The following is a 20,226-nucleotide window of genomic DNA, read 5'->3' as shown; positions in this document are numbered from 1 at the left end:
GCGGAAATAAAATTACTTTCACTTTAAATACACAATTATTTTACATTATATAAACCTTTCCTTCGTATTTAAAATACGGCAAGGTAATCTGCCAAAATCAGCATACCGTTAGTTTTCCTTAACATAGAGTCTACCCGGCACGATTCAGCGCGCCAACGCGTTGTTGCCATTGGTAAATTGTCACGCAAGGTTACATCTGTGACCCCCTTAACAGAAAGTGTCAACAAGGCGCTGACACTCCCTTAAGCATGTTTACAGTACTGCAACCTTCCCGTAAAATGCCCGCACACATGAAACGACAATAGAGCCTTTGTAATTGAGGTCGTTAGATGAGACTTAAGAAATACAATAAAAGTATTGGGATGTTGTCATTAATTGCATCCACTGTAATGCTCAGTGGTTGCAATATGGTATTGATGAACCCCAAAGGAGCAATTGGTGTTGAGCAACGGACACTGATTATCACTGCAATCGCGCTGATGTTGATCGTGGTGATACCGGTTATCTTTATGGCGTTCGCCTTTGCCTGGAAGTACCGTGCTTCCAACAAAGACGCCAAATACAGTCCGAACTGGTCACATTCCAACAAGATCGAAGCGGTCGTCTGGACCATTCCTATCATTATCATCGCCATCCTTGGTACCATTACCTGGAAGACTACCCACGAACTTGATCCGTTCAAGCCGATTGTCACTGACAAGAAGCCGATGACGATCGAAGTGGTGTCGCTCGACTGGAAATGGCTGTTTATCTACCCGGAACAAGGCATCGCGACGGTTAATGAGCTGGCTTTCCCGAAAGATGTTCCAGTCGAATTCAAGATCACCTCTAACTCGGTAATGAACTCGTTCTTTATTCCTCAGTTAGGTGGGCAGATTTATGCGATGGCCGGGATGCAGACCAAACTGCACCTGATCGGCAATGAAGCGGGCAAATACGACGGTATTTCCAGTAGCTTCAGCGGTCGCGGGTTCTCCGGCATGAAATTCACCGCTATTGTCACCCCAACCGAAGGCGACTTCGATCAGTGGGTTGCCAAGGTGAAAGAATCGTCTAATAACCTTAACGCCACCAGCGACTTTAACAAACTGGCAGAGCCGAGTGAAAACAACCCGGTCGAGTACTTCTCCAGTGTCAAACCGAATTTGTTCAAAGAAACTATTGGCAAATTCATGGGCGACATGAACATGCACAAAGGCGCAACCGCGCATGAAGGTATGGACATGAGCCAGGGTATGGACATGAGTGAGCATGCTCACGCCGGAGCCGAGGAATAATCTGATGTTGGGAAAATTAACACTTGATGCGGTTCCGTACCACGAACCGATCATCATGATCACCGTTGCTGCGATTGTTATCGGGGGCCTGGCTCTGCTGGCGCTGATAACCTATTTCGGCAAATGGAAATGGTTGTGGAGCGATTGGCTGACGTCGGTCGATCATAAAAAAATTGGTATCATGTACATCATCGTGGCAATGGTTATGCTGCTGCGTGGTTTCGCCGATGCCATCATGATGCGTAGCCAGCAGGCGCTTGCGTCCGCCGGCGAAGCCGGATTCCTGCCACCGCACCACTACGACCAAATCTTTACCGCTCACGGCGTAATCATGATCTTCTTCATGGCGATGCCTTTCGTGGTAGGCCTGATGAACGTCGTGGTTCCGCTGCAAATCGGCGCGCGTGACGTTGCCTTCCCGTTCCTGAACTCCCTGAGCTTCTGGTTCTTCGTGGTGGGCGTAGTGCTGATCAACATCTCTCTGGGGGTTGGTGAGTTCGCGCAGACCGGTTGGCTGGCTTATCCGCCGCTGTCGGGCAAGGAATACAGTCCTGGCGTAGGGGTCGATTACTGGATCTGGAGTCTGCAGATTTCCGGTCTGGGTACCCTGTTGACCGGTGTGAACTTCTTCGCCACCATCATGAAGATGCGTGCCCCTGGCATGCCTCTGATGAAGATGCCGGTATTCACCTGGGCGGCGCTGTGTACTAACGTCCTGATCATCGTTTCTTTCCCAATTCTGACCGTCACCATCGCGTTGCTGACCCTGGATCGCTATCTGGGCACCCATTTCTTTACCAATGATATGGGCGGCAACATGATGATGTACATCAACCTGATTTGGGCCTGGGGTCACCCAGAGGTGTATATTCTGGTTCTGCCGGTGTTCGGTGTGTTCTCCGAAGTGACCGCGACCTTCTCCAGAAAACGCCTGTTCGGCTATACCTCACTGGTATGGGCTACCATCGCGATTACCGTTCTGTCGTTCATCGTATGGCTGCACCACTTCTTTACCATGGGGTCCGGCGCGAACGTTAACGCCTTCTTCGGTATCGCCACCATGATCATTTCCATCCCTACCGGGGTGAAAATCTTCAACTGGCTGTTCACCATGTACCAGGGCCGCATTCAGCTCAACTCGGCGATGCTGTGGACCATCGGCTTCATCATCACCTTCTCTGTGGGTGGGATGACCGGCGTATTGCTGGCAGTTCCGGGCGCGAACTTCGTGCTGCACAACAGCCTGTTCCTGATCGCTCACTTCCATAACGTTATCATCGGTGGTGTGGTGTTCGGTTGCTTCGCAGGCCTGACTTACTGGTTCCCTAAATCCTTCGGCTTCACGCTGAACGAGAAATGGGGCATCCGTGCGTTCTGGTTCTGGATCATCGGTTTCTTCGTTGCCTTTATGCCGCTGTATGCTCTGGGCTTTATGGGTATGACTCGTCGTATCAGCCAGAACATCAACCCTGAGTTCCACCCACTGCTGCTGGTAGCGGCTAGCGGTGCAGCTCTGATTGCCTGCGGTATTCTGTGCCAACTGATTCAGATCTTCGTCAGCGTGCGTGACCGCGAGCAGAACCGCGATCTGACCGGTGACCCATGGGGCGCTCGTACGCTGGAGTGGTCTACTTCGTCTCCACCGCCGTTCTATAACTTTGCCGTAGTACCGCAGATTCATGACCGTGATGAATTCTGGGACATGAAAGAAAAAGGCGAAGCTTATAAGAAACCGGCTAAGTACGAGCCGATTCATATGCCGAAAAATACCGGCGCCGGTGTGATTATTGCTGGCTTCAGCCTGGTATTTGGTTTCGCGATGATCTGGGACATCTGGTGGATGGCGATCGCTGCCTTCGTAGGTATGATCGTGACCTGGATTGCCAAGAGCTTCGATGAAGATGTTGATTACTATGTGCAGGTTGATGAAATCGAGCGCATTGAGAACCAACACTATGAACAAATCAGCAAAGCAGGCGTGAAACATGTCAACTGATACTCTGACTAACCATAACGCAGCCCATGCAGAGCATGGGCACCATGACGCAGGAGAGACCAAAGTCTTCGGATTCTGGATCTACCTGATGAGCGACTGTATTTTGTTTGCGAGCTTGTTCGCGACTTATGCAGTACTGGTGAACGGGACCGCCGGCGGTCCCTCTGGCAAAGACATCTTCGATCTGAAGTTTGTCCTGGTTGAAACCTTCCTGCTGTTGTTCAGCTCCATCACCTACGGTATGGCGATGATCGGCATGAACAAAGGCAAGGTTGGCAGCGTTAATACCTGGCTGTTCCTGACCTTCCTGTTCGGTCTGGGCTTCGTCGCGATGGAAATCTATGAATTCCATCACCTGATCGCCGAAGGCTTCGGTCCGGATCGCAGCGCGTTCCTGTCCGGCTTCTTCGCACTGGTTGCGACTCACGGTCTGCACGTGTCTACCGGTCTGGTCTGGATCGTCATCATGATGATTCAGGTGAGCAAGCGCGGCCTGACTTCAACCAACAAAACCCGTCTGATGTGTCTGAGCCTGTTCTGGCACTTCCTCGACGTGGTCTGGATCTGCGTATTTACCGTTGTTTACCTGCTGGGGGTTATGTCATGAGCCATTCATCCCATGAAACTTCTCACGGCGGCGCAAGCCACGGTAGCGTTAAGTCATATCTGATCGGCTTTATCCTGTCGATCATCCTGACGGTGATTCCATTTGCGATGGTGATGAGCGGTACAGCCTCTCACTCAACCATCCTGGCGGTTGTAGTCGGCATGGCGGTCATTCAGGTAGTTGTTCACCTGATTTACTTCCTGCACATGAATACCTCATCGGAAGAGCGCTGGAACCTGGTGGCATTGCTGTTCACCGCTATGATCATCGGTATCGTTGTTGTGGGTTCACTCTGGATTATGTACAACCTCAACATCAATATGATGGTCAGTTAAAGAGCCGAGCTGCACGTGATGATTAAGCAATACCTGCAAGTAACTAAACCAGGAATTATTTTCGGCAATTTAATTTCTGTCGTAGGGGGATTCCTGCTCGCTTCCAAAGGAAGCATCGACTATCCCCTGTTTCTCGCCACCCTGGTGGGTGTCTCGTTGGTTGTCGCTTCGGGCTGTGTGTTTAACAACTACATTGACCGCGACATCGACAAGAAAATGGAGAGAACGAAGAACCGGGTGCTGGTGAAAGGCCTGATCGCGCCGAGTGTGACCCTGGTTTATGCTACCGTTTTGGGTATTGCGGGCTTTGTGTTGCTGTATATCGGTGCCAACCCGCTGGCCATGTGGCTGGCGGTGATGGGCTTCGTGGTTTATGTCGGCGTTTACAGCCTGTACATGAAACGCCACTCGGTATACGGCACGCTGATCGGCAGCCTGTCGGGCGCTGCGCCACCGGTTATCGGTTACTGCGCGGTGACCAACGAGTTTGATGCCGGTGCGTTGATCCTGCTGGCTATCTTTAGCCTGTGGCAGATGCCGCATTCCTATGCGATTGCCATCTTCCGCTTTAAAGATTACCAGGCGGCCAACATTCCGGTGCTGCCGGTGGTCAAAGGCATTTCCGTGGCCAAGAACCACATCACGGTCTACATTCTGGCGTTTATGATTGCTACGCTGATGCTGACCCTGAGCGGCTACGCCGGCTACAAATACCTGATTGTCGCTGCGGCGGTAAGCGTATGGTGGCTGGGTATGGCGCTGCGTGGTTACAAAACCGAAAATGACAGCATCTGGGCACGCAAGCTGTTTGTGTTCTCTATTGTTGCCATCACTTCGCTGAGCGTGATGATGTCTATCGACTTCAGCGCCACGGCATCGCCAGAAACGCTGATGACTTACGTCTGGTAAGCCAAATCGTCTGTAAATGGGCCGCTTAGCGGCCCATTTTATTTGTCGGTTCAGAAATCCGTTTCCTCCCGAAATGATTGGAGCTGCAGCAAGGCGGCAAGAGTGCGGATCCCTGGGAGCTTGGCCAACCAAGTGACCGAGATAAGTACTCGCAGCCAACACCGCTGTAGCCTCAAGCATGAAGGCAGAGCTGTAATATCTGCTAAACAACATTCGATTTACCCCCCCTGCCCTTCACACTAAAATGACGCAGTTTTTCAGAAGCTATCCCACCAGGCGTTATCGCCGATAACCTGCTGGAATGGCTTTTAATGAGGTTTTAATGAACGACAATGCAATGACCCCGCAGGAACGACGGGCGACCTGGGGATTAGGGACGGTATTTTCACTGCGCATGCTTGGCATGTTTATGGTGCTGCCGGTTCTGACCACCTACGGTATGGCGTTAAACGGCGCCAGCGAAACGCTGATCGGTATCGCCATCGGCATTTACGGCCTGGCGCAGGCGGTGTTTCAGATCCCCTTCGGCCTGATTTCCGACCGCATCGGCCGCAAGCCGCTGATCGTCGGCGGGCTATTGATCTTTGCGCTGGGCAGCGTTATCGCCGCAGTCACCGACTCCATTTGGGGCGTGATCCTCGGCCGGGCATTGCAGGGCTCCGGCGCTATCGCTGCGGCGGTAATGGCATTGCTGTCGGACCTGACCCGCGAGCAGAACCGCACCAAAGCGATGGCGTTTATCGGCGTCAGCTTCGGCATCACCTTTGCCATTGCCATGGTGGTCGGCCCGATCGTCACCCACGCTTTCGGCCTGCATGCGTTATTTTGGATGATTGCCGTGCTGGCCTTGGCCGGTATCGTGATTACTCTCGCCGTCGTGCCTTCCGCCGACAACCACGTGCTGAACCGAGAATCGAGCATCGTGCGCGGCAGCTTCAGCAAGGTGCTGAGCAACTCCCGTCTGCTCAAGCTGAATTTCGGCATCATGTGTCTGCATATCCTGCTGATGTCCAGCTTCGTGGCGCTGCCGCTGGCGATGGAAAAAGCCGGCCTGGCGGCAAGCCGGCATTGGATCGTCTATTTGGTCACCATGCTGGTGTCGTTCGCCGCCGTGGTGCCCTTTATCATTTATGCCGAAATGAAACGCCGCATGAAGCAGGTGTTTATGGGCTGCGTGGCGGTGCTGTTCTGCGCCGAAGTGCTGTTGTGGCTATCCGGCGCCCACCTGTGGGGCATCATTGCCGGCGTGCAGTTGTTCTTTATGGCCTTTAACGTGATGGAAGCGATTCTGCCTTCGTTGATCAGTAAAGAATCCCCGGCCGGTTACAAAGGTACCGCCATGGGGGTTTACTCCACCAGCCAGTTTATCGGCGTGGCGATTGGCGGCAGTTTGGGTGGCTTGTTGTACGGTCTGCATGGCGCCGGGTTGGTGTTTATCGCCGGCGCGGTTATCGCCGCAGTGTGGTTCCTGGTCAGCAGCACCATGCAAGAACCACCGTACGTCAGCAGCCTGCGCATTACGTTGTCGGAACTGGCGGTGAAGGATTCTGCGCTGGAAAACCGTCTGAAGGCCCAGCCTGGCGTAGCGGAAGCGATTGTAGTGCCCGAAGAGCGCAGCGCCTACGTGAAGGTCGATACCAAACAGACCAACCGCGGCCAACTGGAAGCGCTGGTGAATTCACTGTAAAGAAAAGGGCCAGCAAGCTGGCCCTTCAAGATCTTCGCCTGCGCAAAAACCTTAATCGCGGAAGTTCTTGAACTGGAACGGTTGCCCCAGATCGGCGCCGCGCACCAGCGCCATCACCCCTTGCAGATCGTCGCGTGACTTGCCGGTAACGCGAACTTCATCACCCTGAATTTGTGCCTGCACCTTCAGCTTGCTGTCTTTGATCAGCTTGACGATTTTCTTCGCCTGGGTGGTTTCAATACCCTGCTTCAGCTTGGCTTCCACGCTGTAGGTTTTGCCGCTGTGGGTCATTTCCTCCGGGATCTCCAGCGCGCCGCCATCGATACTGCGCTTGCTCAGTTTCTCACGCAGAATATCGAGCAGTTGCTGCACCTGGAAATCAGATTCGCTGGCGACTTTGATGCTTTCATCTTTTTCGTTCAGCTCAAAACTGGCCGGCACGTTGCGGAAATCCCAACGGGTGCCGAGATCGCGCGTGGCGTTCTCAACGGCGTTACGCACTTCCTGCATATCAATTTCGGAAACAATGTCGAAAGATGGCATACTTCTTCCTCCTGAATTAGAGCCTAATGCGATAGGCGATTTCGATGCCGAGCATGATAACCGCTTTAGCGCCTCAGGCAAAATCTGCTGAACCTACCGGCAGGATACCTCGCCGGATAGCAGAAAAGTCTATAATTATGCGACAGTAATTGAGCGGTATTCCCGTTACCCCAAGGAGACTGGATGAAAATAACTATTCTTGGTTGCGGCGCGCTCGGACAACTGTGGCTCTCCAGGCTTTATCAGCAGGGCCACGACGTACAAGGATGGCTGCGGGTGCCGCAACCCTTCTGCGCAGTGAACGTGATTGAGCCTGAGGGCGTCTCGTTCAACCGTAATTTGCCCACCAACGATCCCGAACATCTGGCGCAGAGTGAGCTGCTGCTGGTCACGCTGAAAGCCTGGCAGGTTTCCGGCGCCGTCAGCGCGCTGCTGCCCAGGTTGAACCCGCGTTGCGCCATACTGCTGCTGCATAACGGCATGGGCACCCAGGATGAACTGCCGGTAAACAGCCAGCCTATATTGCAGGGCACCACAACCCACGCGGCACGACGCGAAGGCAGCACCATTATCCATGTTGCCGGCGGCACCACGCATATCGGCCCGACATCACCGGCGGCGATACACCTTAGCCATCTGGCGGAAGTGTTGCATCAGGCGCTGCCCGATGTCGCCTGGCACGACAACATTGCTTCAGCAAACTGGCGCAAGCTGGCAGTCAACTGCGTGATTAACCCGCTGACGGCGCTGTATAACTGCCGTAACGGCGATCTCCAGCGTTACCCGGAGCAAATCGAAGCCCTGTGCCGCGAAGTCTCCAGCGTGATGGAAATGGAAGGCTACCACACCTCATGCGAAGGGCTGTGGCAGTACGTGATGGAGGTGATTCAAAGCACGGCGGATAACATCTCTTCGATGCTGCAGGATGTCCGCTCCCAGCGGCATACCGAGATCGACTATATTACCGGCTACCTGCTGCGCCGCGCGCGCAGCCACGGCATGATTCTGCCGGAGAACGCGCGGTTGTTTGAACTGATTAAGCGAAAGGAAAATGAATATGAGCGTATCGGCGCTGGTCTGCCTGGCACCTGGTAGCGAAGAAACCGAAGCCGTCACCACCATAGATCTTCTGGTGCGAGCGGGCGTGAAAGTCACTACCGCCAGCGTGGCCGGTGACGGTGACCTGACTATCGTCTGTTCACGCGGCGTAAAACTGCTGGCGGATGCGCCGCTGGTGTCGATTGTGGACGATCCCTTCGACGCCATAGTGCTGCCCGGCGGCCTGAAGGGGGCCGAGTGTTTTCGCGACAGCCCGCTATTGGTAGAAAAAGTGCGTCAGATGCATCTGCAGGGCAACATCGTCGCCGCCATCTGCGCGGCGCCGGCCCTGGTATTGCAACACCACGATCTGTTCCCCATCGGCAATATGACCGGTTTCCCCGGATTGAAAGATCAGATCCCGGCAGACAAATGGATGGAGCGGCGCGTGGTATACGACGCGCGCGTCAACCTGCTCACCAGCCAGGGGCCGGGAACATCGATGGAGTTTGCGCTGAAGCTGATTGATTTGTTGTTGGGTAAAGCCAAAGCGGCAGAGATTGCCGCTCAGTTAGTCTTGATACCGGGAATGTACGATTTCCGCGATTGAATCCCCGTTCTGAAATAAAGTCTAAAATCCGCAAAATAATTGGAGTTGCGACAAGGCGGCCAGTACGGGAATCCCCGGGAGCTTACTTGAGTAAGTGACCGGGGTGAGTGTACGCAGCCAACACCGTTGCAGCTTCAAGTATGAAGTGGATTATGGGCGATAGACTTTGACGTTGTTGAACCCCTGCTCCAGCAGGTACAACGCCTGCAGGCGGCTCATCACGCCGCGCTCGCAATACAGCAGGTAGGTTTTGCTCTGATCCAGGGAGCCAAACTGCGTGCTGAGTTTGTAGAACGGCAGCGGTTTCACCTCAACCTGTTCCAGCTTCAGCGGCTTCTCTTCCTGCTCGTCGTTAGAACGGATATCCAGGATCACGTCGTCAGCGCCAAAGGCCGCCACGGTTTCTACTTCAGCAACCTGTTCCTGCGCCTGTTCGGCGATGGTACGGATATCGACATTCTTCGCTTCGCTCACCACGCGATCGAGAATGGAAAAATCGAAGTGACTTTCCTCTTCTTCAATTTTCGCCTTGATCGCTTTTACCGTCGGGCTTTTCGAGATAACGCCGCAGTATTCCGGCATGGTCTTGGCAAAGTCTTCGGTGCCAATCTCGCGCGCCACTTTGATGATGTGCTCTTTGTCGTGCGAAATCAGCGGGCGCAGGATCAGCGTATCAGACGCATTGTCGATCAAACGCAGGTTAGTCAGCGTCTGGCTGGATACCTGGCCCAGCGCCTCGCCGGTCACCAGCGCCTGTACACCATAACGTTCCGCAACTTGCGAGGCGGCGCGCACCATCATGCGTTTGAGCACCACGCCCATCTGGCCATCGTCGACCTTTTCCAGGATCTCGCCGACCACAGGTTCGAAATCGATGGCGACAAAGCGCACCTTGTGCGAGCTGGCAAAACGATTCCACAGATAATACGCCACCTGCTTGACGCCGATTTCATGCGCCGCACCACCCAGATTGAAGAAGCAGTAATGTACGCGGCAACCGCGACGCATCAGCATATAGCTGGAAACGCCAGAGTCAAAACCGCCGGAAATCAGCGACAGCACGTCTTCCTGGGTGCCAACCGGGTAACCGCCGATGCCTTCGCGGCGCGCTTTTACCAGCATCAGCTTGTCGTCTTCGATCTCCAGATTGACCGTCACCTGCGGGTGCGACAGCTTGACGCGCGCACTTTCGATGTGCTGGTTCAAACCGCCGCCAACGTAACGTTCCACGTCCTGCGAGTTGAAGTCCTGCTTGCCGCGGCGCTTGACGCGCACACAGAAGGTTTTCCCTTCCAACTGCTCGCGGTAAGCTTCCAGCGTCTGCTCGAAAATGTGGTGGATATCGGTATAGGCGCGGTCTTCCACTTCCAGAATATGGTGGATGCCAGGAATGCGCGTCAGCGCGTCGGCAATCACCGGCCGCTGGTTTTCATCTTTGGCGCGAACTTCGATATGATCCCAATGACGGACAACCGCCAGCGTTTCATCATACTGCTTCAGGACGTTGCGGATATTGGTCGAGAGAATCTTGATGAAGCGCAAACGCACAGATTGACTCTTGATGGTGATTTCCGGGAACAATTTAATGATAAACTTCATGGCGGTCTTTATTGTCAGAATTACGAGGGAAAAGGATTTACAATGTATATGCGATTGATAAAACCAACGGTACTGCCGAATGTTTTATCAATCGCATTTGCGGCGCGGAGTATATCACTATCTGGTGAGGCTCGGTGCACAAAACCACACATGCGCGCCATGATTTGCTAATCAAGATCCGCTAGGATAGGCTCTGGCGCCACTGCTCACATGATGATGTAAAAAGAAAATTATGCCGAAAAAACCTGCACAATCAGACAGTACAGAGCAAAGCATCAGCTTTGAAAGTTCCCTCAGCGAACTGGAAAACATCGTGACGCGTCTGGAATCGGGTGAGTTACCGTTGGAGGATGCGCTGAATGAATTCGAACGCGGCGTACAGCTGGCGCGCCAGGGCCAACAGAAACTGCAACAGGCCGAGCAGCGCGTGCAAATTTTACTTAACGACAGCGCCGATGACGCCGCGCTGGCGCCTTTCACCCCGGATGCAGAGTAATAGTCATGTCTGAGATCGTCCAACAGGTCGCTTTTTCTGAGCAGTTACAGGCTTTTCGCCAACGAGCCGACCGCGCGCTGCTGGATTTTATCGCACCGCTGCCGTTCAACGACGGCAACATGGTGGCTGCAATGCGCCATGGCGCGCTGCTGGGCGGTAAACGTCTGCGCCCATTCCTGGTGTATACCACCGGGCAGATGTTTGGCGTTTCACTGAATAATTTGGATGTGCCGGCCGCTGCGGTAGAATGCATTCATGCTTATTCGTTGATCCATGACGATCTACCGGCAATGGACGATGATGACCTGCGTCGCGGCCAGCCGACCTGCCATATCAAATTTGGCGAAGCCAGCGCGATCCTGGCGGGTGATGCGCTGCAGACGCTGGCATTTTCCATTCTGGCCGATGCCGACATGCCCGATGTGGCGCTGCGCGATCGGCTGGCGATGGTGTCCGAACTGGCGGCCGCCAGCGGCGTTGCCGGCATGTGCGGCGGCCAGTCGTTGGATCTCGAAGCTGAAGGGCGGCAAATCGATTTGCCTGCGCTGGAACAGATCCACCGCCACAAAACCGGTGCGTTAATCCGCGCGGCGGTTCGCCTTGGGGCTCTGGCCGCCGGTGAATCTGGCCGTGCAGCGCTACCGCAGCTTGACCGTTACGCTGCGGCGATCGGCCTGGCGTTTCAGGTGCAGGATGACATTTTGGACGTTGTCGGCGAAACCGAGAAAATCGGTAAACGCCAGGGAGCGGACCAACAACACGAAAAGAGCACCTATCCGGCTTTGCTCGGGCTTGACAGCGCGAAAGCAAAAGCGTGGGATCTCTATCAGGAAGCTTTAGCTGCATTAGACACTTTGGCAGCACAATCTTATAACACAGCGCCATTGCGAGCGTTAGCCAGCTTCATTATTGAACGCGACAATTAACGTGTGACGTTAACCTCTGATATGAGTATCGAATGAGTCTTGATATAGCCAAATACCCGACCTTGGCGCTAGTGGAAAATCCCGATGAACTCCGCTCGCTGCCAAAAGAGAGCCTGCCGAAGCTGTGTGACGAACTGCGGCAATACCTGCTGGACAGCGTCAGCCGCTCCAGCGGCCACTTTGCGTCCGGACTGGGTACCGTCGAACTGACGGTGGCATTGCACTATGTTTACCACACACCGTTCGATCATCTGGTATGGGATGTTGGTCACCAGGCCTACCCGCATAAAATTCTGACCGGCCGTCGCGACAAGATTTCCACCATCCGCCAAAAAGATGGCCTGCACCCTTTTCCCTGGCGCGCTGAGAGTGAATATGACGTGCTGTCGGTTGGCCACTCGTCTACCTCGATCAGCGCCGGCCTCGGCATGGCGGTTGCGGCGGAGCGCGAAGGAAAAAATCGCCGCACGGTCTGCGTGATTGGCGATGGCGCGATCACCGCCGGCATGGCGTTTGAAGCCATGAACCACGCTGGGGACATCAACCCGGATATGCTGGTGGTATTGAACGATAACGAAATGTCGATCTCCGAAAACGTCGGCGCCCTGAACAATCATTTGGCGCAGTTGCTTTCCGGCAAACTCTATTCCACCCTGCGCGAAGGCAGCAAAAAAGTGCTGTCCGGCCTGCCGCCTATCAAAGAGCTGGTCAAACGCACCGAAGAACACCTGAAAGGCATGGTGGTCCCGGGCACGCTGTTCGAAGAGCTGGGCTTCAACTACATCGGCCCGGTTGACGGCCACGATGTCCAGGGCCTGGTCGCCACGCTGAAAAACATGCGTGATCTGAAAGGCCCGCAGTTGCTGCACATCATGACCAAAAAGGGCCGGGGCTACGCGCCGGCGGAAAAAGATCCGATCAGCTTCCACGCGGTGCCGAAATTCGATCCGGCCAGCGGCACCTTGCCGAAAAGTGCCGGCGGCCAACCGTCCTATTCAAAAATCTTCGGCGACTGGCTGTGTGAAACCGCCGCCAAAGACAGCTCGCTGATGGCCATTACCCCGGCGATGCGCGAAGGCTCCGGGATGGTGCAGTTCTCCCGTGACTATCCGCAGCAATACTTTGACGTCGCCATTGCCGAACAGCATGCGGTCACCTTTGCCGCCGGCCTGGCGATTGGCGGCTACAAGCCGGTGGTGGCGATTTACTCCACCTTCCTGCAGCGTGCTTACGATCAGCTGATCCACGACGTGGCAATCCAGAAACTGCCGGTGATGTTTGCCATCGATCGCGGCGGCATCGTCGGCGCCGACGGCCAGACTCACCAGGGGGCGTTCGATCTGTCGTTCATGCGCTGTATCCCGACCATGGTGATCATGACGCCGAGTGACGAAAACGAGTGCCGTCAGATGCTGTACACCGGTTATCACTATAATGAAGGCCCAAGCGCCGTCCGCTATCCGCGCGGTAACGGCACCGGTGCGCCGCTGGAACCGCTTGCCGCGTTGCCGATCGGCAAAGGCGTGGTGCGCCGGGAAGGTGAAAAGGTCGCGATTCTGAACTTCGGTACCCTGCTGCCGGAAGCGGCTCAAGTAGCTGAAGCCCTCAATGCCACGCTGGTGGATATGCGTTTCGTGAAACCGCTGGACGAACAGCTGGTGCTGGAACTGGCTGCCGGCCACGAGGTTCTGGTCACGCTGGAAGAGAACGCCATTATGGGCGGCGCAGGCAGCGGCGTGAACGAGCTGCTGATGGCCAAACGCCGCGCAGTGCCGGTACTGAATATCGGCCTGCCGGACAGATTTGTGTCACAGGGCAGCCAGGAAGAGGTCCGCGTCGATTTGGGCCTGGACGCCGCCGGCATACGGCGACAAATTGAAGCCTGGCAGGCGCAATAATCCCCGCGCCTGATTGACCGACGCCTCCGCTTTGCGGGGGCGTTTTCGTTTCAGTCATCCCGATCATCCACTACAGTTATAGATCTGTGCTGACACCCGGAGGCAAACATGAAGTATCTGAAACTGGGCAACACCGATCTGAACGTCTCGCGCATCTGCCTGGGTTGTATGACCTACGGTGAACCCACCCGCGGCAACCACGCCTGGACATTGCCGGAAGAAAGCAGCCGGCCGCTGCTGAAACAGGCACTGGACGCCGGCATCAATTTCTTTGACACCGCCAACAGCTACTCAGACGGCAGCAGCGAGGAGATCGTCGGCCGGGCGCTGCGGGATTATGCCCGCCGTGATGACGTGGTGCTCGCCACCAAAGTCTATTTCCCCCTGAGTAATCTGGAGCGCGGGTTGTCGCGCGCCAAAATCATGCAGTCTATCGACGACAGCCTGAAACGATTGGGCACCGACTATGTCGATCTGCTGCAAATCCACCGTTGGGATTATGAAACGCCCATTGAAGAAACGCTGGAAGCACTGCATGACGTGGTCAGGGCCGGTAAAGCGCGCTATATAGGTGCCTCGTCGATGTATGCCTGGCAGTTCGCCAAAGCGCTGTACACCGCCGATCTGCATGGCTGGACGCGGTTTGTCAGCATGCAGGACCAGTACAACCTGATTCAACGTGAGGAAGAGCGCGAAATGCATCCGCTGTGCGCCGCCGAAGGCATCGCGGTGCTGCCGTGGAGCCCGTTGGCACGCGGCCGTCTGACTCGCCCATGGGGTGAAACCACCGCACGGCTGGTGTCCGATCAGGTCGGCAAAAATCTGTATGACGAAACCGAAGGTATCGATGGCATTATCGCCGAACGCGTCGCCACCCTTGCTCAAGAACGCGGTGTATCGCGAGCACAGATTGCGCTGGCCTGGCTGTTGAGCAAACCGGTGGTCAGCGCGCCTATTATCGGCGCGTCGCGTCATGAACATCTGGAGGACGCCGTGGCCGCCGTCGATCTGGCATTAACGCCGGAAGAGATTGCCGAGCTGGAAACGGCCTATGTGCCGCATCACGTAACGGGGTTTGAATAACGCGGAGGGTTCAAGGGCGCAGCCGGGTTGAACTGCGCCCCTGTGATCAAAACAGCCCAAGCGGCCAGTGGTGCCCAATCAGGTAGATGATGCCGGCGGACAGCACCCCGGCGACGATATCGTCGACCATGATACCCATGCCGCCATGCACGTTGCGATCGAACCAGCGGATCGGCCAGGGTTTCCACATGTCGAGAACGCGGAAAATCACAAAGCCTGCGGCCACCCACTGCCAGTCGTTGACCGGCAGCGCCATCAGCGTGATCCACATGCCGACAAACTCGTCCCAGACGATGCTGCCGTGATCGTGTACCCGCATGTCCTTGGCCGTCTGGTGGCACAAATAGACGCCGATACAGATGCTGAACATCACCAGCAGCGAATAGAGCTGCCACGGCAGTTGGATCAGCAACAGCCAGAAGGGTATAGCCGCCAGTGACCCCATGGTGCCCGGGATCACCGGTGACAGACCACTGCCGAAACCGGTAGCCAGCAGGTGCCACGGATTGCTCATCCGCAGACGGCGTTTAGCTTCATCCATGTTACGCCTGCTCCGCGCTGAAATGATCGAAGCCCTTCCAGGGCAGTTCCACCGCTTCATCGTTGCGGTAGAATTTAATGCCTTCGGAAAGCGGGCCAATCTGGCCAATACAGGTGTAATCCGCACCCAGGTGGCTCAGCGCCACTTCCAGCGCGCCGCGGTTGATTTCCGGCACCGTAAAGCACAGTTCGTAATCTTCACCGCCGGTCAGCGCCCAGCGTAGCGCCTGTTCGGTGTCCGCGTGGCTGCTCAATACCTGCGACAGCGGCAGCTCATCCAGATCGATGCGCGCCCCGCACTCGGAGGCTTTCAGCACGTGCTTCAGATCGGAGATCAACCCATCGGAAATATCAATCGCCGAGCTGGCTAAATCACGCAGCGCCTGCCCCTGCAACACCCGCGGCTGCGGCCGCAGATGGCGGCCAATCAGGTAATCGCGTGCGTCGGTATCCGCTACCTGCAGGCGATCTTGCAAAATCGCCAGGCCGGCGGCGCTGTCGCCCAACGTACCGGTAACGTATATCCAATCGCCGATGCGCGCACCGCTGCGGGTCAACGCCCGGCCGGCCGGGATCAAGCCATGAATGGTTAACGTCATGCTCAACGGGCCGCGCGTGGTGTCGCCGCCAATCAATTGCATACCGTAATAATTAAGCTGTTCGAACAGGCTGTCGCTGAACGCCTTCAGCCAGGGCTCATTCACGTCAGGCAAGGTCAACGCCAGTGAAAGCCAGGCCGGATCGGCGCCCATTGCCGCCAGATCGCTCAGGTTGACTGCCAGCGCTTTGTAGCCGAGATCGGCCGGATCGATATCCGGCAGGAAGTGAACGCCCGAAACCAGGGTGTCGGTACTGACGGCCAAAAGCTGTTTTTCTGCCACTGTCAGGAGTGCGCAGTCATCTCCAATGCCCAACTGTACGTCCCGGCGCAGACTCTTAAACCGGTCAAAATAGCGGGCAATGAGGTCAAATTCGCCGCATGCCATGGTCATATTCCAATATACTCTTCATACTTGAAGCTGCATCCGTGTTGGCTGCAAGCGCCCATCCCAGCCACTTACTTAAGTAAGCTCCGGGGAACTCACGCTTTTGCCGCCTTGATGCAACCCCAATTATTTTGTGTATAGATAAAATTAAGGCCGGAGATGCCGGCCTTAATTTTTTATTTTTTCTTGCGGATGCTTGGTGCTGCTTTATCCAGCACGCCATTCACAAACTTGTGGCTGTCTTCAGCGCCGAAGGTTTTCGCCAGTTCGATCGCTTCGTTGATAGCCACTTTGTAAGGCACATCCTCACGCATTTTCAGCTCAAACAGCGCAATGCGCAGGACGGCTCTTTCTACCTGGCCCAGCTCTTCGAGCTGACGCGACAGGAAAGGCGCCATCAGGCCATCCAGCAGACCCGCATTCACCGCCACGCCGGACAGCAGCTCCCGAAAATAGGCGATGTCCACATCTTTGACATCTTGCTCCGTCAGGAACTGGTGTTCAACATCGGCAATGTCATTTTTAGACAACTGCCAAGAGTAAAGCGCTTGAACAGCGCACTCACGAGCGCGGCGACGAGCAGCAGGTTTCACGGAATTCCCCTTAACTAAATTCAGGCTTTAATAGCTTTGATAACATTAATCATTTCAAGTGCGGTCAGAGCCGCTTCAGCACCCTTGTTGCCCGCTTTGGTGCCGGCACGCTCGATAGCCTGTTCAATGCTTTCGGTGGTCAGCACGCCAAAGGCAACCGGGATTTCGGCGTTCAGCGAAACATTGCCGATGCCGGAGCTGGCTTCGCCCGCTACATATTCGAAGTGCGCGGTGCCCCCACGGATAACGGTGCCCAACGCGATAATCGCATCGTATTTGCCGGTGTTGGCCAGCACGCGAGCCGTCAGCGGCAGCTCGTAAGCGCCCGGGACCCAGACAACGGTGATGTTGTCGTCAGCAACCTGACCAATGCGTTTCAGTGCGTCGATGGCACCTTGCAGCAGGCTGTCGTTGATGAAATTGTTAAAACGTGCAATTGCGATCGCCACACGGGCATTTGGAGTAGCAACAACACCTTCGATAACTTTCATGGGCTTTCCTTAAAAATGGGTTCGATACCCCGCAGGGGGGCGGATTCTATCATATTCTTTATACCCGTCATACTTGAAGCTGCATCTGTGTTGGCTGCGCGGCCTTACCCGAATCACTTACCCGAGCAAGTTCATCGGGATAAGCGCCCTGGCCGCCGGGATGCCACTTCAATTATTTAGGGTACCTCTGCCTGCGCGGCGGTTTCGTAAAACGCCAGGCGGAGCGGCAAACAGACTTTACATTCAGTATTTCGGCTTCAGCCGCAAGCGCAGGTCGGGGCCGATCTGCCGCACTTCGCTGAAGACGAACTCCGGCGCATCGGCCAGGCGCTCAAGGCCCGGCAACTGGCACAGGCCGCGCCCATTATCACCCATCAGTTTTGGCGCGATGTACAAAATGAGCTCATCAACCAGCCCTGCCTGCAGCAACGCGCCGGAGAGTGCAGCGCCGGCTTCTACCCAGATGGAATTCACCTGGCGTTTCGCCAGTTGCATCATCATCACGACCAGATCGATCCCGCCGCCGTGCGCCGGAAACGTCAATTGTTCGACATCCTGCGGCCAACGCTGATCGTCCGGTTGCAACCGAGCCAGCCAGGTCGCCCCCGGCTGCTGCACCACCCGGTGCTGAGGCGTTACGCGGTTCCGGCTGTCGAGGATAATGCGCAACGGTTGGCGCAGATTTTCACGCGGATAGAGACTCTGAGTGGCGGCATCCAGCTCATCCCAACGCACCGTCAGCGACGGATCGTCGGCCAGCACGGTGGCGCTGGTGCTCAGGATGGCGGCGCTTTGCGCCCGCAGACGCTGCACGTCCTGCCGCGCCTGCGGTGAGGTGATCCACTGGCTCTCGCCGGAAGCCATTGCCGTGCGGCCATCGAGCGAGGCACCCAGCTTCAGTTGCACATAAGGAAAACCGGTGCGCATCCGTTTGAGAAAACCCGGATTCACCGCCTCGGCTTCAGCCAGCATCAGGCCGTGGCGCACGTCTATACCCGCCTGTTGCAGCTTGTACAGGCCACGACCGGCAACTTCTGGGTTGGGATCCTGCATCGCCGCAACCACGCGGGCAACGCCGGCGGCGACCAGCGCATCTGCGCAGGGAGGGGTACGCCCGTGGTGGCTGCAGGGCTCCAGCGTGACATAAGCGGTGGCGCCACGCGCCCGCTCGCCCGCCATGCGCAACGCATGCACTTCAGCATGAGGTTCGCCTGCGCGCAGATGATAACCCTCGCCGACGATTTCGCCGTCGCGCACAATAACGCAGCCGACGTTGGGATTGGGCGCTGTGGTAAAGCGCCCGAGCCGCGCCAGCTCAAAGGCCCGCGCCATATAAAATTCGTCGTTATGCATGCACTGTCCCTCAGTCTTGCAGACGGGCGATTTCTTCGCCGAATTCGCGAATATCTTCAAAGCTCCGGTAAACCGAGGCGAAACGAATATAGGCCACTTTATCCAGCTTTTTCAGCGCGTCCATCACCAGGTTACCGACCAGTTTGGTCGGCACTTCGCGTTCACCGGTCGCGCGCAGCTGGGATTTGATGTGGTTAATCGCATTTTCCACGTCGTCGGAGCTGACCGGACGTTTTTCCAACGCTTTCAACATGCCGCGACGCAGTTTGTCTTCGTTGAACGGCTCACGCACTTCGTCGCTTTTTATTACCCGTGGCATCACCAGCTCAGCCACTTCAAAGGTGGTGAAACGTTCATTACAAACCAAACACTGACGGCGACGGCGCACCTGCGAACCATCACCCACCAGGCGGGAATCAATGACTTTGGTATCAACGGCGGCGCAGAAAGGGCAATGCATAACACGTCCTGATAAACGTTTTCATAGTTAAGAGCAGTTTAACCCGAAGTGCGGTCACAACAAAGGCCGCCGACCATTTGTTGCGAACCGCGATACCGGATGGCGCTAAAACGGCGGCGCGCATGACTTTCCCCGCCGGGCGGGCTAAGCTGATAACAGGAGATATTGAATAGGAAATCGCCGCCATGACAACCCCTTATCCGAAAGTTTTCCTGCTCAGCGCGCTGGTTCTGCTGGCGGGCTGCGCACAAACTCGCGAGGTGCCGAAGCTCCGCCATCAGGTGGTGGAACTGAATCAGAAACTAAGCACCCTGACCAACCAGGCCACGGCGCTGGAACAGCAGAACCAGTTGAATCAGAACTCCACCAGCGGCGCCTACCTGCTGCCTGCGGCCAATAACGCCGCACGCCTGCAAAGCAGCATCGGCGAACTGAGCGTATCGCTCAGCCACGTAAAAACCGAAGCCAACGGCACCCAGGCAATGCTGCACGTACGCACGCTCTCGCAGGCTTCGCTGCCGGCCTTTAAAGCGGTGGTGGAATGGGGGCAACTGGATGCCGCCACCGGTAAACCGCTAACCGCCGACTCGCTGGCACAACCGATCGCCAGTACAGACTCGCTGCTGCCGAAGCCGGAGCAGAATTTCGAACTGCGCTTTAGCGGCCTGACGCCGGAGCAACTGGGCTTTGTGCGGTTGCACAGCATCGTTCCGACCGCCCAACCGGCGGTGGTTCAGCAGCACTGATCCGCGATCCCTCTCCGCAGGCAAAAAAAAGGAGCGCCAAACGGCACTCCTTT

At 55.9% G+C, this 20,226-nt stretch carries 22 protein-coding genes; 13 read left to right on the top strand and 9 right to left on the bottom strand.

The genetic code is table 11. From position 1 onward, the window contains the following. The first annotated feature begins 329 nt into the window (after positions 1-329). The 6 genes from cyoA (at position 330) to JK621_RS04010 (ending at position 6,811) form a co-directional block, all read left to right on the top strand. The gene (gene cyoA / locus JK621_RS04035; RefSeq protein WP_006319783.1) at positions 330-1,277 is read left to right on the top strand and encodes a cytochrome o ubiquinol oxidase subunit II; all 948 of its coding nucleotides are present in this window, start codon (positions 330-332) and stop codon (positions 1,275-1,277) included. A 4-nt stretch (positions 1,278-1,281) separates the two neighbouring features. Next, entirely contained in the window at positions 1,282-3,273 is a 1,992-nt protein-coding gene (gene cyoB / locus JK621_RS04030; RefSeq protein WP_013811740.1) for a cytochrome o ubiquinol oxidase subunit I, read from the top strand. Next, positions 3,263-3,880 (top strand): cytochrome o ubiquinol oxidase subunit III, encoded by a 618-nt coding sequence (locus JK621_RS04025; protein ID WP_013811739.1) that lies wholly within the window; start codon positions 3,263-3,265, stop codon positions 3,878-3,880. Before cyoB ends, JK621_RS04025 begins: the two co-directional genes overlap by 11 nt. After that, positions 3,877-4,215, top strand: coding sequence for a cytochrome o ubiquinol oxidase subunit IV (locus JK621_RS04020; RefSeq protein ID WP_126480678.1), 339 nt, complete (start codon positions 3,877-3,879; stop codon positions 4,213-4,215). The genes JK621_RS04025 and JK621_RS04020 overlap by 4 nt, the downstream gene beginning before the upstream one ends. An 18-nt stretch (positions 4,216-4,233) precedes the next feature. Then, positions 4,234-5,124: a heme o synthase gene (gene cyoE / locus JK621_RS04015; RefSeq protein WP_004949283.1), complete on the top strand. Its 891-nt coding sequence runs from the start codon at positions 4,234-4,236 to the stop codon at positions 5,122-5,124. A gap of 322 nt (positions 5,125-5,446) precedes the next feature. Next, positions 5,447-6,811, top strand: a complete 1,365-nt coding sequence (locus JK621_RS04010; RefSeq protein ID WP_212558738.1) for an MFS transporter — start codon at positions 5,447-5,449, stop codon at positions 6,809-6,811. A gap of 51 nt (positions 6,812-6,862) precedes the next feature. On the opposite strand, the gene JK621_RS04005 is transcribed toward JK621_RS04010, so the two are convergent. Next, positions 6,863-7,354, bottom strand: a complete 492-nt coding sequence (locus JK621_RS04005) for a YajQ family cyclic di-GMP-binding protein (RefSeq protein WP_006319770.1) — start codon at positions 7,352-7,354, stop codon at positions 6,863-6,865. Between the two features lie 183 nt (positions 7,355-7,537). Here JK621_RS04005 and panE point away from each other — a divergent pair, with 183 nt between their 5' ends. Continuing rightward, complete coding sequence (gene panE / locus JK621_RS04000) at positions 7,538-8,449, top strand: 2-dehydropantoate 2-reductase (RefSeq protein WP_212558737.1); 912 nt, start codon at positions 7,538-7,540, stop codon at positions 8,447-8,449. Further along, positions 8,412-9,002: a protein deglycase YajL gene (gene yajL / locus JK621_RS03995; RefSeq protein WP_006323929.1), complete on the top strand. Its 591-nt coding sequence runs from the start codon at positions 8,412-8,414 to the stop codon at positions 9,000-9,002. Before panE ends, yajL begins: the two co-directional genes overlap by 38 nt. Positions 9,003-9,152: 150 nt before the next feature. Here the strand turns inward: yajL and thiI are convergent, their stop codons facing one another. Next, positions 9,153-10,601 (bottom strand): tRNA uracil 4-sulfurtransferase ThiI, encoded by a 1,449-nt coding sequence (gene thiI, locus JK621_RS03990; protein WP_212558736.1) that lies wholly within the window; start codon positions 10,599-10,601, stop codon positions 9,153-9,155. Positions 10,602-10,833: 232 nt separating this feature from the next. Here thiI and xseB point away from each other — a divergent pair, with 232 nt between their 5' ends. The 4 genes from xseB to JK621_RS03970 all read left to right on the top strand — a co-directional run bounded on the left by xseB (position 10,834) and on the right by JK621_RS03970 (position 15,004). Continuing rightward, positions 10,834-11,097: an exodeoxyribonuclease VII small subunit gene (xseB, locus tag JK621_RS03985; RefSeq protein WP_004949276.1), complete on the top strand. Its 264-nt coding sequence runs from the start codon at positions 10,834-10,836 to the stop codon at positions 11,095-11,097. Positions 11,098-11,102: 5 nt separating this feature from the next. Then, positions 11,103-12,023, top strand: a complete 921-nt coding sequence (gene ispA / locus JK621_RS03980) for a (2E,6E)-farnesyl diphosphate synthase (RefSeq protein WP_212558735.1) — start codon at positions 11,103-11,105, stop codon at positions 12,021-12,023. 32 nt (positions 12,024-12,055) lie between these two features. Beyond that, positions 12,056-13,921, top strand: a complete 1,866-nt coding sequence (gene dxs, locus JK621_RS03975; protein ID WP_212558734.1) for a 1-deoxy-D-xylulose-5-phosphate synthase — start codon at positions 12,056-12,058, stop codon at positions 13,919-13,921. 108 nt (positions 13,922-14,029) lie between these two features. Next, positions 14,030-15,004: an aldo/keto reductase gene (locus JK621_RS03970; protein ID WP_212558733.1), complete on the top strand. Its 975-nt coding sequence runs from the start codon at positions 14,030-14,032 to the stop codon at positions 15,002-15,004. A gap of 46 nt (positions 15,005-15,050) precedes the next feature. Here the strand turns inward: JK621_RS03970 and pgpA are convergent, their stop codons facing one another. From pgpA to JK621_RS03935, 7 genes are all read right to left on the bottom strand, one after another. Next, a complete protein-coding gene (pgpA, locus tag JK621_RS03965) occupies positions 15,051-15,605 on the bottom strand; it encodes a phosphatidylglycerophosphatase A (protein ID WP_212558732.1) in 555 nt (184 codons plus the stop codon). Beyond that, positions 15,547-16,530 carry a thiamine-phosphate kinase gene (thiL, locus tag JK621_RS03960; RefSeq protein ID WP_212560117.1) on the bottom strand — a complete coding sequence of 328 codons (984 nt, stop codon included), beginning with the start codon at positions 16,528-16,530 and terminating at the stop codon, positions 15,547-15,549. Before thiL ends, pgpA begins: the two co-directional genes overlap by 59 nt. Positions 16,531-16,706: 176 nt before the next feature. Continuing rightward, the gene (nusB, locus tag JK621_RS03955) at positions 16,707-17,123 is read right to left on the bottom strand and encodes a transcription antitermination factor NusB (protein WP_006319758.1); all 417 of its coding nucleotides are present in this window, start codon (positions 17,121-17,123) and stop codon (positions 16,707-16,709) included. Between the two features lie 20 nt (positions 17,124-17,143). Next, on the bottom strand, positions 17,144-17,614 hold the full coding sequence (ribH, locus tag JK621_RS03950; RefSeq protein WP_004949262.1) for a 6,7-dimethyl-8-ribityllumazine synthase: 471 nt from the start codon (positions 17,612-17,614) through the stop codon (positions 17,144-17,146). A gap of 243 nt (positions 17,615-17,857) precedes the next feature. Then, on the bottom strand, positions 17,858-18,967 hold the full coding sequence (ribD, locus tag JK621_RS03945) for a bifunctional diaminohydroxyphosphoribosylaminopyrimidine deaminase/5-amino-6-(5-phosphoribosylamino)uracil reductase RibD (RefSeq protein ID WP_212558731.1): 1,110 nt from the start codon (positions 18,965-18,967) through the stop codon (positions 17,858-17,860). A gap of 10 nt (positions 18,968-18,977) precedes the next feature. Then, entirely contained in the window at positions 18,978-19,427 is a 450-nt protein-coding gene (gene nrdR, locus JK621_RS03940; RefSeq protein WP_004949256.1) for a transcriptional regulator NrdR, read from the bottom strand. Next, positions 19,399-19,614 (bottom strand): hypothetical protein, encoded by a 216-nt coding sequence (locus JK621_RS03935; RefSeq protein ID WP_212558730.1) that lies wholly within the window; start codon positions 19,612-19,614, stop codon positions 19,399-19,401. The genes nrdR and JK621_RS03935 overlap by 29 nt, the downstream gene beginning before the upstream one ends. On the opposite strand from JK621_RS03935, the gene JK621_RS03930 reads away from it, so the two are divergent. Further along, positions 19,613-20,173, top strand: a complete 561-nt coding sequence (locus tag JK621_RS03930) for a DUF3251 domain-containing protein (protein WP_212558729.1) — start codon at positions 19,613-19,615, stop codon at positions 20,171-20,173. The two genes, JK621_RS03935 and JK621_RS03930, sit on opposite strands and share 2 nt — an antisense overlap. The last annotated feature ends 53 nt before the right edge of the window (positions 20,174-20,226 follow it).

Source organism: Serratia plymuthica (assembly GCF_018336935.1).
Classification (GTDB): domain Bacteria; phylum Pseudomonadota; class Gammaproteobacteria; order Enterobacterales; family Enterobacteriaceae; genus Serratia; species Serratia plymuthica_B.
This window is presented reverse-complemented; position numbering and strand designations above follow the sequence as displayed.

Coding starts and splice junctions, on each gene's coding strand:
- cyoA (WP_006319783.1), top strand. CDS start 330: ATGAGACTTAAGAAATACAATAAAAGTATTGGGATGTTGTCATTAATT.
- cyoB (WP_013811740.1), top strand. CDS start 1,282: ATGTTGGGAAAATTAACACTTGATGCGGTTCCGTACCACGAACCGATC.
- JK621_RS04025 (WP_013811739.1), top strand. CDS start 3,263: ATGTCAACTGATACTCTGACTAACCATAACGCAGCCCATGCAGAGCAT.
- JK621_RS04020 (WP_126480678.1), top strand. CDS start 3,877: ATGAGCCATTCATCCCATGAAACTTCTCACGGCGGCGCAAGCCACGGT.
- cyoE (WP_004949283.1), top strand. CDS start 4,234: ATGATTAAGCAATACCTGCAAGTAACTAAACCAGGAATTATTTTCGGC.
- JK621_RS04010 (WP_212558738.1), top strand. CDS start 5,447: ATGAACGACAATGCAATGACCCCGCAGGAACGACGGGCGACCTGGGGA.
- JK621_RS04005 (WP_006319770.1), bottom strand. CDS start 7,354: ATGCCATCTTTCGACATTGTTTCCGAAATTGATATGCAGGAAGTGCGT.
- panE (WP_212558737.1), top strand. CDS start 7,538: ATGAAAATAACTATTCTTGGTTGCGGCGCGCTCGGACAACTGTGGCTC.
- yajL (WP_006323929.1), top strand. CDS start 8,412: ATGAGCGTATCGGCGCTGGTCTGCCTGGCACCTGGTAGCGAAGAAACC.
- thiI (WP_212558736.1), bottom strand. CDS start 10,601: ATGAAGTTTATCATTAAATTGTTCCCGGAAATCACCATCAAGAGTCAA.
- xseB (WP_004949276.1), top strand. CDS start 10,834: ATGCCGAAAAAACCTGCACAATCAGACAGTACAGAGCAAAGCATCAGC.
- ispA (WP_212558735.1), top strand. CDS start 11,103: ATGTCTGAGATCGTCCAACAGGTCGCTTTTTCTGAGCAGTTACAGGCT.
- dxs (WP_212558734.1), top strand. CDS start 12,056: ATGAGTCTTGATATAGCCAAATACCCGACCTTGGCGCTAGTGGAAAAT.
- JK621_RS03970 (WP_212558733.1), top strand. CDS start 14,030: ATGAAGTATCTGAAACTGGGCAACACCGATCTGAACGTCTCGCGCATC.
- pgpA (WP_212558732.1), bottom strand. CDS start 15,605: ATGAAGCGGTGGAACTGCCCTGGAAGGGCTTCGATCATTTCAGCGCGG.
- thiL (WP_212560117.1), bottom strand. CDS start 16,530: ATGGCATGCGGCGAATTTGACCTCATTGCCCGCTATTTTGACCGGTTT.
- ribH (WP_004949262.1), bottom strand. CDS start 17,614: ATGAAAGTTATCGAAGGTGTTGTTGCTACTCCAAATGCCCGTGTGGCG.
- ribD (WP_212558731.1), bottom strand. CDS start 18,967: ATGCATAACGACGAATTTTATATGGCGCGGGCCTTTGAGCTGGCGCGG.
- nrdR (WP_004949256.1), bottom strand. CDS start 19,427: ATGCATTGCCCTTTCTGCGCCGCCGTTGATACCAAAGTCATTGATTCC.
- JK621_RS03930 (WP_212558729.1), top strand. CDS start 19,613: ATGACAACCCCTTATCCGAAAGTTTTCCTGCTCAGCGCGCTGGTTCTG.
- JK621_RS03935 (WP_212558730.1), bottom strand. CDS start 19,614: ATGGCGGCGATTTCCTATTCAATATCTCCTGTTATCAGCTTAGCCCGC.